General features: G+C 39.5%; 12 protein-coding genes. 4 read left to right on the forward strand and 8 right to left on the reverse strand.

What is annotated here, in order from left to right; all coding sequences use genetic code 11:
• Positions 1–43: 43 nt before the first annotated feature.
• The 5 genes from N8M93_RS02445 to N8M93_RS02465 form a co-directional block, all read right to left on the reverse strand.
• Positions 44–448 carry a Fur family transcriptional regulator gene (locus N8M93_RS02445; protein WP_261129492.1) on the reverse strand — a complete coding sequence of 135 codons (405 nt, stop codon included), beginning with the start codon at positions 446–448 and terminating at the stop codon, positions 44–46.
• Positions 445–1,311, reverse strand: a complete 867-nt coding sequence (locus tag N8M93_RS02450; RefSeq protein ID WP_261129494.1) for a metal ABC transporter permease — start codon at positions 1,309–1,311, stop codon at positions 445–447. The genes N8M93_RS02445 and N8M93_RS02450 overlap by 4 nt, the downstream gene beginning before the upstream one ends.
• Before the next feature lie 14 nt (positions 1,312–1,325).
• Positions 1,326–2,081, reverse strand: a complete 756-nt coding sequence (locus N8M93_RS02455) for a metal ABC transporter ATP-binding protein (RefSeq protein ID WP_261129495.1) — start codon at positions 2,079–2,081, stop codon at positions 1,326–1,328.
• A 166-nt stretch (positions 2,082–2,247) separates the two neighbouring features.
• Complete coding sequence (locus N8M93_RS02460; protein WP_261129496.1) at positions 2,248–2,967, reverse strand: lytic transglycosylase domain-containing protein; 720 nt, start codon at positions 2,965–2,967, stop codon at positions 2,248–2,250.
• A 110-nt stretch (positions 2,968–3,077) separates the two neighbouring features.
• Positions 3,078–3,947, reverse strand: coding sequence for a YitT family protein (locus N8M93_RS02465; protein ID WP_261129498.1), 870 nt, complete (start codon positions 3,945–3,947; stop codon positions 3,078–3,080).
• A 153-nt stretch (positions 3,948–4,100) separates the two neighbouring features.
• Here N8M93_RS02465 and N8M93_RS02470 point away from each other — a divergent pair, with 153 nt between their 5' ends.
• Positions 4,101–5,375, forward strand: coding sequence for an NCS2 family permease (locus N8M93_RS02470; protein WP_261129499.1), 1,275 nt, complete (start codon positions 4,101–4,103; stop codon positions 5,373–5,375).
• Between the two features lie 146 nt (positions 5,376–5,521).
• On the opposite strand, the gene N8M93_RS02475 is transcribed toward N8M93_RS02470, so the two are convergent.
• Positions 5,522–6,940, reverse strand: coding sequence for a nitrogen regulation protein NR(II) (locus tag N8M93_RS02475; RefSeq protein ID WP_261129500.1), 1,419 nt, complete (start codon positions 6,938–6,940; stop codon positions 5,522–5,524).
• 196 nt (positions 6,941–7,136) lie between these two features.
• Between N8M93_RS02475 and N8M93_RS02480 the strand changes: the two genes are divergently transcribed.
• The gene (locus N8M93_RS02480) at positions 7,137–7,394 is read left to right on the forward strand and encodes a DUF2624 family protein (protein ID WP_221565611.1); all 258 of its coding nucleotides are present in this window, start codon (positions 7,137–7,139) and stop codon (positions 7,392–7,394) included.
• A 239-nt stretch (positions 7,395–7,633) separates the two neighbouring features.
• Here N8M93_RS02480 and N8M93_RS02485 read toward each other — a convergent pair whose 3' ends face one another.
• On the reverse strand, positions 7,634–8,533 hold the full coding sequence (locus N8M93_RS02485) for a deoxyribonuclease IV (RefSeq protein ID WP_261129507.1): 900 nt from the start codon (positions 8,531–8,533) through the stop codon (positions 7,634–7,636).
• Positions 8,534–8,547: 14 nt separating this feature from the next.
• On the reverse strand, positions 8,548–9,822 hold the full coding sequence (locus tag N8M93_RS02490; RefSeq protein WP_261129508.1) for a DEAD/DEAH box helicase: 1,275 nt from the start codon (positions 9,820–9,822) through the stop codon (positions 8,548–8,550).
• Between the two features lie 192 nt (positions 9,823–10,014).
• Here N8M93_RS02490 and N8M93_RS02495 point away from each other — a divergent pair, with 192 nt between their 5' ends.
• Both N8M93_RS02495 and N8M93_RS02500 read left to right on the forward strand, forming a co-directional pair.
• A complete protein-coding gene (locus N8M93_RS02495; protein WP_261129509.1) occupies positions 10,015–10,611 on the forward strand; it encodes a YqfQ family protein in 597 nt (198 codons plus the stop codon).
• An 80-nt stretch (positions 10,612–10,691) separates the two neighbouring features.
• A complete protein-coding gene (locus N8M93_RS02500; RefSeq protein ID WP_261129510.1) occupies positions 10,692–11,639 on the forward strand; it encodes a 4-hydroxy-3-methylbut-2-enyl diphosphate reductase in 948 nt (315 codons plus the stop codon).
• Positions 11,640–11,797 lie beyond the last annotated feature (158 nt).

Below are 11,797 nucleotides of genomic sequence, written 5' to 3' on the forward strand. Positions count from 1 at the left end.
TAGAGGTTAGAATGCCACATTTTCCATCAAAACATGAAAGATTTTATTGACATTGCTGACAGTAACCGTATATTTCAAATTTATGATCCGTAATGACAAAACCATCAGGTGTTATATCATTCATCGGACATGCTTCGATTGCATTTGTTTTACCACATTGAAGACAAATAATATGATGATGATGTCCTTTTGTCGCGCAAGAAAACCTGAAATGTTTTTCTCCGTCCAGTTCTGTCTCTTCAACAATTCCTAATTCAGTAAAAACGGAAAGATTTCGATAAATCGTATCAAAGCTGAGTCCAGGAAAAGATGGTTTCATGTACTCAAGTACATCTTTCGCCGTCAAGTAACGTCTTTCATTTGAAAAAAGCTCTAAAAACATCTCACGCTTACTCGTATATTTATAACCATTTTCTTTGAGGATCTTGAGAGCTTCACTTACATTCATGCTTCTTCCCCCACTTTTCTATTCGTTCCAGATGAAAATCTGAATTTTTTCCAGAGAATCACGAGTACAAGAATCAATGCCGCTAATATTACTATTGTACCACCAGGAGCTAAATCAAAATAGTAAGCTGACACAAGTCCCGCTATTACAGAGGTTTCCCCAAAAAGAATTGCAATGAATATCGTCTGTTTGAACCCTCTCGAAATCCGGATGCTTGCGGCGACAGGTAACGTGATAAGGGATGAAACAAGTAAAATGCCGACAATTCTCATCGAAGCTGCAATAACCAATGCCACCATCACCATGAACATGAAATGGATGGAACGTGAGCGGATTCCGGATACTTGTGCTTGATCTTCATCAAAAGAAAGTAAAAATAGCTCTTTATAAAAAACGAAAACCAAAATCACGACGATTATCAATATGGTTAAGACCATCCACACATCCGAGGTTCCAACTGCAATGATACTTCCGAACAAATAGTTGAATAAGTCTGTATTAAAGCCATTCGCTAATGAGATGAAAATGACACTCAAACCGATTCCTACAGAGAGAATGATGGGAATCGCAAGCTCTTGATAGTGCTTATATTCTTTCCTCAGCCGCTCGATCAAAATTGACCCTGCTACTGAAAAAGCCATTCCGATGTATACAGGGTTCAACATTTTAAAAGCAATGACTTGTTTACTCAACAATAAGCTGGCAGCTATCCCTGCCAGTGTAATGTGTGACAATGCGTCTGCAATCAATGCTTGTCTTCGCACGACGATGAATACACCAAGCAAAGGCGCAAGAAAACCGATCATCAGACCGACCAAAGCGGCATTTCGTATAAAGTCATATTGTAAAAAATCTTGGATCATATAAGTGCACTCCTCTAATGCTTGTGATCCATCATATGGACGGGGTGACCATAGAAGGATGAAAGTTGACGGTTATCAAAATCTTCATATTCATGGGTATCACCATGAAAATGCAATTGTTTATTCAAACACGCGACATGCGTAACAAGGTTTGTGACAGGTCCGATATCGTGTGTAACAAGAATCAACGTAATTCCTTTTTGCTGATTCAATTCTCTTAACAATTCATAAAAGCTTTCTACTGAGGTAGCATCTACACCAACAGTCGGTTCGTCTAAAATCAAAAGCTGCGGGTCACTTACCAAAGCTCTTGCGATGAAGGCACGTTGCTGCTGGCCTCCGGATAGTTCGCCGATATTTTGATCCGTATAATCTTGCAATCCGACGATTTCAATTGCTTCATGAACCCGTTTCTTATGATGTTTTTTCAAAAATTTAAACATCCCTACTTTCCCGAAAAGACCCATTGAGACAACTTCAAAAACGGTGGCTGGAAAACCACTGTTGAAGCTGTTTGCTTTTTGGGAAACATAGCCGATTTTTGGCCATTTCTTGAATTTCTTCACATTCTGGCCAAATAAGAAGATCGAACCTTGTTGTAATGGTAGCAGCCCAAGGATCATCTTGATAAGTGTTGATTTACCAGAGCCGTTCGGTCCGAGCAAGGCAAGGAAAGATCCCTCAGGAACATCCAGATTTATATTTTCAAGAACTTTACGCTCTTGATAGTTGAATGTAACGTTTTTTATGGATACGATAGATGATTTCATCGCAATCCCCTTTCAAAAACATAATGGAATGAAATTAGGAATGATTCCGATTTACTTTATTAAGTATATCTAAAATATCTCATTTGTAAAGAAACTTGGTCAAATCAAATACAATATGGGAGCTAAAAAAAGAGACTGACGGTTATAGTCAGCCTTTCCAATATCATCAATTTGTAACAGCTAATAATTCCTGTTCTTTCGCTTTTTGTTGTATTTCTTCAGCATACCAACTTTTTGCATGTCCTTTTTCCTGAATGTATTTTTCCATTCCATATATGCCTCGGTGATATGCTGTCAGTGCTTTATCCCAATCATCATATTTGGAATGCAAATAATCCAGATAGACGATTGCAAGCTGAATCGAGTAAAGTGGATCAAATAACTGCTCTTTACTTTTGTATTCAAGTCCAGCCATCTTTGAAATCCAGGGTGCTGTGTTTTCCATGAACTGAGCCATCCCATAAGCTCGTCCATATTTCGTTTCCGGCCCCACTGCTTTAGGATCGAATTGGTTCCCGGTCTCTACACGTAATAATTCATACACGATATAAGGATCGATATCTTTCTTCATCGATTCCCTTACAAGGAAGCGTCCCCACTCTTCCTTGAATCTTCCATCACTTGCTTTTGTAAATTGCTTTGCAAGCTTTTTGGACTCTATCATCATTTCATAACCGCTTGCTTTAGGTTTTCCGCCTTGGCTTTTTTGCTTATAAAAAGAAACCATCTGTTTATAATCTTGTTCAGCCTCAAACATTTGAGATTGTTCTTTTTCTTTTTTCAAGTCTCGTTTCAGTTCATGATTTTGTACAAGTGTATAAGAAATCGCTAAGATGAGCGATAATATCACTGCTGAGATAGATAAAAAGCATTTATTCTTAAACATAAAAACACCTCACCGTCTAGATATTTTGGCACACGCCTTTCATCATAGACGATGAGGGTATAGAAAACAAGCAGCTAAAGTGTTTTATACATTATTTTACAGTTCGATCGTTAATGGATTGGAGACTTGAATTTAGCCCCTTTCGTTTCCTGGGTATTCATGATTGTTATGAAAGCTTGTTTATCAATATCATATACTATGTTCTTAAGCTTGGTCACTTCCAACCTTGTTATAACTGCATAGATGACTTCTTTTTGGGCGTCTGTATAACCGCCTTTCCCCATCAACTTCGTTGTACCTCGTCCTAAACGGTCCAGGATTGCGCTTGAGATTTCCTCATAGTGGTCTGAGACGATCAAGACCGCTTTTGTTTCATCAAGACCCTGGATTACCGTGTCAATCGTTTTAAAGGCAATATAGTATGTAAGGATCGAATACATTGCGCGTTCAGGACCGAAAACGAAACCTGCCCAGGCAAATACGAAAATATTCAAGAACATGACGATTTCACCAATTGAAAAAGGGATTTTCTTTGTAATCAGTATTGAAAAAATCTCCGTTCCGTCTAAAGAACCCCCGTGACGAATGACAAGGCCTACTCCAACTCCAAGGGTCAATCCTCCAAATACCGTAGCAAGGATCAGCTCATTCGTAAAAGGCTCAAAATGGTGCAGTTGCGTCTCAAATATTGCTAAGAACACAATTCCTACAAGGGAAGATATGGCAAATGTCTTCCCAATCTGTTTATAACCTGAATACATGAATGGAAGGTTTAAAACGATGACTAATATGGCGAAGTTCAACGGAGTCAGGTAATCCAAAATCAACGAGACGCCAATGATGCCTCCGTCAATGATTTGGTTCGGGATCAAAAATAATTCGATTGAAAGTGCTGCAAGACCAGCCCCAAGAATGATCATGCCAAATCGATAAATTAAGTGTGGGATACTTTCTTTTTTGTGTTGTTTAACTTGTTCCATTGGTCACCCCTTAACAGTTAGTTCATGGTATATCCAAGAATTATTATATCATGTTTACTTGAAACTCTTAAAAAATCCGCTATAATTAACAATCGTGGCATATCTATTATGTCATGGGTGGGAGAGGGATCATTTCAGAAAGAAAGGTTATTGATGAAACAACTTATTGAAAATTGGTTCCAGTTGTCTAACCACGGTACAACGATACAAAAGGAACTGATTGCGGGGATCACCTCTTTTTTTACGATAAGTTATATTATTATCGTCAATCCATTAATTCTGGCTGATGCTGGAATCCCCTATTATGGAGCTTTAATGGCAACAATACTCGTCAGTATCATTTCGTGCATTTTCATTGGGTTATATGCAAATGCACCAATAATATTGTCCCCAGGAATGGGTGTTAATGCCTTTTTCACCTACACGATTGTTGAAGGTATGGGATTGAGCTGGCAGGAAGGACTTGGCGCAGTTGTAATGGCAGGTTTACTTTTCTGTATCGCAGCATTCACCCCGATCAAGTCATTATTGTCACGTTCAGTACCGGACTCACTAAAGCATGGAATTACAGTCGGTATCGGGTTGTTCCTCGCATTTATCGGTTTACAAAAAGCTGGTATTGTCGAGAAAAGTCCGGATACATTTGTAAAACTGGGCGATCTGAGTGAACCATCTACTCTGTTGGCATTGGCAGGACTGTTGATCTGCTTGACATTGTTTGTCAAGAGAATTAAAGGAGGATTCATCCTTTCAATCATCATCATCACCATAGCAGCTTATGTTTTCGGGCTGACCCCGGAATCAAAAGCTTATGGTGAAGAATCGGTGTTTTTGATTTTCAACGCAGATCTTTCGAGTTGGATGACAACAAAGTTCTGGATTGCATCATTTTCTCTTGCACTCATATTGATCGTAGAAAATATGGGGTTGTTATATGGAATGTTGCCAGATACAGAAAAATTTGATCGTTCGTTCCAATCAAGTGCATTTTCAAGTGTTTTATCTGGATTCTTCGGAACAAGTCCGACAATATCAACAGCAGAAAGTGCTTCAGGTATTGCTGAAGGCGGGCGTACCGGTTTGACAGCAGTAGTAGCAGGTTTGTTATTCATCTTTTCAATATTCGTCATACCCGTCCTTACTGGGATACCAGACGCTGCCATTGCACCAATTCTGATCATTATCGGTGGTGTCATGATGCAATCGATCCGATACATTCCGCTGGATGATTTCACAGAAAGTTTTCCAGCTTTCATGATCATTGCCTTGATTCCGTTGACCTATAGTATTGTTGACGGACTAGCTTTCGGATTTATCGTTTACCCGATCATCAAAATGGCAGTCGGACAATTTAAACAAGTACCAAGAACCATGTATGTAATGGCATCGTTATTCATATTGAATTTCGTCTTCCATTTTTACATGTGAACTGGTAAATAAACTAAAAACGCAAGTAAATTCCTATCTTGGAATCACTTGCGTTTTTTCTGATTTTACGGCTGGCTTTCCCTAAGTTTCTCGACACCCCTGGTAAAAAATCAGTGGTGGGTTTTAAGAAAAAACAGCCAACGGAGTCAGTTGTTTTTTTCAGGTAAGAAAGGCAGTTGGAAAGTTATCATAGTCCCTTCCCCAAGCTTACTGTCAATATGAAATGTCCCACCGTGATCTTCAATGATCTTTTTACATAGAGGGATCCCTATTCCATTCCCTTTTTCTTTTGTCGTAAAGAACGGTTTCCCGAGTTGTTCCAATACCGCCTGCTCCATACCAGGCCCTTGATCTTTGAATGTGATTTCATAATGATGATCTCTTCCCTTTCCATAGAGCTGGATCAGTCGATTCTTTTGTTGTTTGGTATATGCTTCGATCGAATTTCGAAGTAAATTCAAAACAACCTGCTTGATCATTGATTCATTAACCATTATATATCCATCAGCTTCTTCCACATCCCATTCAAATACAATATTATGTAATAGGCATTCTGATTGAATGATGTGGATCAGAGATTTGATAATAAGATCAGGCCTTTGCTTTTGCTTCTGCATCTTACGTCTTGAGACAGACAGAAAATCCTCAATTATTTCATTCATACGGGATAGTTCCGACAATACGGTATCATAGTATTTGGTGAAATCCTTCGTGACAGCTGACAATTGTATGAATCCTTGTATTACAGATAATGGATTGCGCAATTCATGAGCAACACCAGCGGCCAGATGGGATACAGATTCCATCTGTTTTTTATACATCAGAAGATTTTCAAAACGCTGTTGATGTGAACGATCATATAGAACGAACCTTATGCTCTCATCGGAATCAAAATACATCCCTTTCACTTGATAAAGGCAATCGTCTTCATAATAGAAGCGTTCATTGACGATTTCTGTACTCCTTATTTCCCTGGTCATCTCGCGCATTTGCGATAAAAGAGGATGCTTATGATCCAGTTGAAAAAGATTTTTTCCGATCAACTGATTGACTGAATCTAAGTCCACGAACAATTTCATCCGTTCGTTACAGCAATCAATTTCATTTGTAGCATTGATCGTCAAAATTCCAATCTCGAGCTCGCGGAACATGAACTTACGGAACTCGTGTTCTTTTTCGTACATTTCTTTGTAATCAATTTCATGATGCTCTTTCTTTTTGTTTGGATTATCAAGAAACTTCCCGAGAAGTACAATTTCATCATCGACCATTTTTCCAAGATACTTGATTTTCATCTTCTCCTCATTTGAATAATGATCAAAAACCCCTTCAGAGGCATTCTTGGAGCTGAGATTTTCAATAAACTTGAAAACAGCAGGCTGATCTTCTTTTATGAAAAGGTCATAGAAATTTGTATTCGATACGCTCAGAATAGACTCTTGGGCAATACTGTTCGATTCAATAATCGAACCATTCGGCTTGATTAGTAGATATATATCGTCCGTAAGATCATTCATAATATGTTGAAAGGCTGCAAAAGTGTTGTCAGATTGACAATATTGCATAGCACGCCCCCGATTATAATTGACATAGTATATTTATTATACTAAATATGCCTTCCAATACCTAGTGCAACAACCAATAAATCCCTAGACATATCTCGGCAAAAATCAACATTTTCACATTCAATATTCACCTCTACATACAAGCACACAAATTCTGCCAGCCTCATACATTATGCAAAGAGGAGGGGAACGGAGGATGAATCCTTTTCTACAACAAATGATCAACCATAAACTGAACAATCTGTCTGCTGAGGAATTGACTGCATTAGCATCACAATACAACATCCAGTTAACTGACACACAAGCAGTTCAGATCATTCGAATTCTGAGAAAAGAGAAGATTGATGTGGCAGATCTTCAGCAAAGGGAACGAATCATCAGACAAATTGAGGCTGTCGTTGGCCCACATACTGCTCAGACTGTAAAGGTTATGTTTCAATCGATCGTACGATGAAAATGCAAGAAAAAGCTGACTCCATAGTTTCTGATAAAACCCGCCATTACATAGGCTCGGTTTAACAGGTATACTTTTCAGAGTCAGCCTTTTATTTTATTTCTCTATTTCAATTCAACAGCTTTGTTATACTTTATTGTCTCGCTTTGCCCGATTTTCCTGCAGTAATGGCGCAAATTTCGCTACATTCAAAATTAAACAGAAATTAATAAAGTCATTTCAGTAAAAAAAAATCAACTTTATGCTTGGACGATTTTTTCAAGTAGTTCTGCATCATATTTTTTCCCGTGCAGCATCTCGATTTCAAACTTATACGGAGGTTTCTTGTTTTTCTTGTCTCCATTAACAGGTACATAAGGGGTTTCAAGGATTTTCGGAATTTCCTCAAGCTGTGAATGGTGAACAACGTAATTCAATGTATCGAATCCGATCTTTCCAAAGCCAACATTTTCATGACGGTCTTTACCTGCTCCGCACTCGTTTTTACTATCATTGATGTGAAGGACTTTGATCCGATCAAGCCCGATAATTTTATCAAATTCATTTAATACGCCATCAAAGTCATTAATAAGGTCGTACCCGGCATCATGTGTATGACATGTATCAAAACACACTGAGAGTTTTTCATTGTGAGTTACGCCATCAATGATCGCTGCCAATTCTTCGAATGTCCTCCCGCATTCAGAGCCCTTTCCTGCCATCGTTTCTAATGCAATCTGGACATTCTGTTCAGGAGTTATGACTTCGTTCAACCCTTCGATGATTTTTTTTATGCCTGCTTCCGTGCCTGCACCGACATGGGCTCCAGGGTGCAATACAATCTGTTTGGCACCAATCGCTTCTGTCCGTTCAATTTCGGATCGCAAGAAATCTACTCCCAGCTGGAAGGTTTGTGGTTTCGTCGTATTCCCGATATTGATGATATAAGGAGCGTGTACGACGATTTCCTCTATTCCGTTTTCCTTCATATGTGCAACGCCATTTTCGATATTCAGTTCTTCAATTGCTTTACGGCGTGTGTTTTGAGGTGCTCCAGTATAAATCATGAATGTGTTCCCACCATAGGAGATCGCCTCTTCACTTGCACCCAACAACATTTTCTTTCCGCTCATTGAAACATGTGATCCTAATTTAATCATGTATTGCTCCCCCTCTATTTCTTTCTTTTACGGTTCAATTGCTTCTTTTTTTCTTGGAATTTCTTTTTATAGCCTGGTTTGACCTTCTTAGGCTTCGGCATTAAGAAATCGTTTGGATCCTTAGATTTCTTTTTTGGCCGGGTACGCTGGACGTTCACAGTTCCCCATTCCTCATCCTTAAGATCTTTGTGTTCGAAGGTAATACCTTTTTTCTCGAGCTTCTCGAGTTTTTCAATTTCATCTCGTTCATATAAGACAGCAGCTATACCACTCATACCTGCACGACCCGTACGTCCAGATCGATGGATGTAATAGTCGAGGTCGGTCGGGATTTGATAATGGATAATATGGCTTACTCCCTTTACGTCGATTCCTCTAGCCGCTAAATCAGTTGCGACCAAATACTGACACTCCGCATTCGCAACCCGTTTCATCACATGCTTACGTGTCCGTGGAGGAAGATCCCCATGAAGCCTATCTACATTCAACCCTTCTTGTATCATTGCATCTGCCACTTCATCAGCATCTTTTTTCGTATTCGCAAACACGATCGCTAAATAAGGATTGAACTTTTTCGCAATATCAATTGTCAATTGAATCCGATCACGATGTCGTACAGGAACTGCAATATGTTCAATTTCTGCCGGAGACGTTTCCTCAGGTTTCACATGAACATGCTTCGGGTTGTTCATATATTTACGTAAAAATGGATTCAGGCTTTCAGGAATCGTTGCTGAAAATACCATCATCTGTAATTCATGTGCCATACGTGAAGCAATCTGATCTACGTCCTCTATAAAGCCCATATCGAGCATTTGGTCAGCTTCATCGACGACGAGCATATCCGCATTGAAAATGGATATCCCTTCTTCGACAACGACATCTTTTATACGCCCAGGTGTTCCTACTATCACATGTGGTTCATATTTCAATTGATCGACCATACGCTTCCTGTCTGTTCCGCCCACCACAGTCTTTACAACGATGGATGAATCTTCAACTAGTTTCACAGCTTCATTATATACTTGTCTCGCTAGTTCTCTTGTTGGTGCTGTAATCACGGCTTGAACCTTTTGGACCTCGGGATTGATTTTTTCTAAAATAGGCAGCAAAAAGGCAAGTGTCTTTCCAGAGCCAGTCTGTGACTGACCGATTACATCATTCCCTTTGATGATGCTCGGAATAAGCCGTTCTTGTATCTCAGTCGGACGTTCGAAGTTCTGTTTTCTTAGTGCCTCAAATAAAAACGGTTTTAATTTGAAACGTTGTTCAAACACATTATTTTTCATATCTATTATCACCTTCAGTTGTATTTCCCACTTTAAGTATTATAGAGGATACAGAGAAAAATCTCCATGTTTTTGGGGATATACCCATTCTTTTGTTGGATGGACACCAATCATTCATTTTTCGCATATCTTGTTTATCAGAATAACCACTTTTCTGTAAAGTTATCGATAGTAGGAGAAAGGAGCATCTTAATGTACCGTATGCCTCCCGGATTTGGACCCTATGGGATTGGGCCCATGTCGCCATTCGGACAAATGATGCCATTCAGAGGGGGATTTCCCGCTGCACGATCAGCCGGGTTTTTGACTCGGTTTCTTTCACCCAATCCAGGCGGTGGACTCAATCTCGTAAGTATGGTTGAAAACGCACAAAAGGTAATGAAAATGGCTGATACTGTCAGGCCATTCATACAACAGTATGGTCCGATGGTGAAGAACATACCATCTATGCTGGAGCTATTGAAAGAATACCAAAGTTATTCTTCCAATTCTGACTCAACAGAAGAAGAGAAAGAAGATAAAAAAGATGAAATGAAAAATGCCGTAGACAAAAATAAAAAATCGTCATCTAGTAAGAAAAAAACATCTACCACTACTGGTAAAAAGAAAGCCGCAAGCACTGGTAAAAAGAAAACATCAACAAGCAGTAAAAAAAAGAAAACGTCAGCAAGTAGTGGAAAGAAAGCTTCGACGAAGCCACTGAAGAAAAAATCCATTCCGAATGTGAAGCATGTTAAACCTGCGCCTCAAGCACTTAAACGCGATTCGGTACCAAAATTGTATATTTAGACGATATATATTTGTCAACGGTATCGGTCCTCCTTTATAATAAAGCGAGAAGTGCTTGTTATTAAAGGAGGACCTTTTATATGAAGGTAATCAAAGTCTCACCTCGCGGGTATTGTTATGGCGTTGTGGATGCAATGGTCATCGCCAGACAAGCTGCAAGTGACCCCGAAATACCTAGGCCAATCTATATCCTGGGTATGATTGTTCATAATAAACATGTCACCGATGCTTTTGAAGAAGAAGGCATCATTACTTTGGATGGTCCAAACCGTCTTGAAATACTGAAACAAGTAAATGAAGGAACCGTTATTTTCACAGCTCATGGTGTCTCACCTGAGGTCCGAAGGATTGCGCGTGAAAAAGGTCTTCATACAATAGATGCGACTTGCCCGGATGTGACAGTCACTCACGATCTGATCAAAGAAAAGAAAGAAGAAGGCTATCATGTCGCTTATATCGGAAAAAAAGGGCATCCTGAACCCGAAGGAGCTATGGGGATCGCACCTGATATCGTCCATTTGATAGAAAATAAAAATGATGTTGAAAATCTCGATATCAAAGCAGATAAAATTTTAATTACGAATCAGACCACCATGAGTCAGTGGGATGTCCAACATCTTATTGAACAGATCCAGGAAAAATACCCACAAGCCGAAGTACATGAAGAAATTTGCAAGGCTACTCAGGTCCGTCAGGAAGCTGTTGCGGTTCAAGCAGTTGAGGCTGATCTGTTGCTTGTCGTCGGAGACCCTCGCAGTAACAACTCAAACCGCCTCGCCCAAGTTTCATGGGAGATTGCAGGTACTCCATCACACAGGATTGCAGATGTCACAGAAATTAAGCTCGAGTGGTTGGACAACGTCGAAACGGTTGCTGTTACAGCAGGAGCTTCTACGCCGACACCTATCACGAAAGAAGTCATCATGTTCCTTGATCAATATGATCATGAGGATGAAACAACCTGGAAAAGAGAGCCAAAAGTAAAATCCAGCAAAATCCTGCCGAAGGTTAAAGCTGCAAAAAAATAATACATCAGGGCTGTCCCACGATTGTTTTGGGACAGCCCCTTCTTTTGTATGCCTTTAGACTTTATTGAGTGGTTTTATAATTATTTCAGTCTTTGACCTTGAATTTTCTGGGATGTTTTGCCGCTCCAAAACGTTAAAAAACTTAATCTTGCACAATT

It is taken from the genome of Bacillus sp. Marseille-Q3570 (genome assembly GCF_946151055.1).
GTDB lineage: Bacteria > Bacillota > Bacilli > Bacillales > Fictibacillaceae > Pseudalkalibacillus.

Excerpts from the sequence above, each read along its gene's own strand:
- N8M93_RS02445 (WP_261129492.1), bottom strand. The coding sequence starts at position 448 with ATGAATGTAAGTGAAGCTCTCAAGATCCTCAAAGAAAATGGTTATAAA.
- N8M93_RS02450 (WP_261129494.1), bottom strand. The coding sequence starts at position 1,311 with ATGATCCAAGATTTTTTACAATATGACTTTATACGAAATGCCGCTTTG.
- N8M93_RS02455 (WP_261129495.1), bottom strand. The coding sequence starts at position 2,081 with ATGAAATCATCTATCGTATCCATAAAAAACGTTACATTCAACTATCAA.
- N8M93_RS02460 (WP_261129496.1), bottom strand. The coding sequence starts at position 2,967 with ATGTTTAAGAATAAATGCTTTTTATCTATCTCAGCAGTGATATTATCG.
- N8M93_RS02465 (WP_261129498.1), bottom strand. The coding sequence starts at position 3,947 with ATGGAACAAGTTAAACAACACAAAAAAGAAAGTATCCCACACTTAATT.
- N8M93_RS02470 (WP_261129499.1), top strand. The coding sequence starts at position 4,101 with ATGAAACAACTTATTGAAAATTGGTTCCAGTTGTCTAACCACGGTACA.
- N8M93_RS02475 (WP_261129500.1), bottom strand. The coding sequence starts at position 6,940 with ATGCAATATTGTCAATCTGACAACACTTTTGCAGCCTTTCAACATATT.
- N8M93_RS02480 (WP_221565611.1), top strand. The coding sequence starts at position 7,137 with ATGAATCCTTTTCTACAACAAATGATCAACCATAAACTGAACAATCTG.
- N8M93_RS02485 (WP_261129507.1), bottom strand. The coding sequence starts at position 8,533 with ATGATTAAATTAGGATCACATGTTTCAATGAGCGGAAAGAAAATGTTG.
- N8M93_RS02490 (WP_261129508.1), bottom strand. The coding sequence starts at position 9,822 with ATGAAAAATAATGTGTTTGAACAACGTTTCAAATTAAAACCGTTTTTA.
- N8M93_RS02495 (WP_261129509.1), top strand. The coding sequence starts at position 10,015 with ATGTACCGTATGCCTCCCGGATTTGGACCCTATGGGATTGGGCCCATG.
- N8M93_RS02500 (WP_261129510.1), top strand. The coding sequence starts at position 10,692 with ATGAAGGTAATCAAAGTCTCACCTCGCGGGTATTGTTATGGCGTTGTG.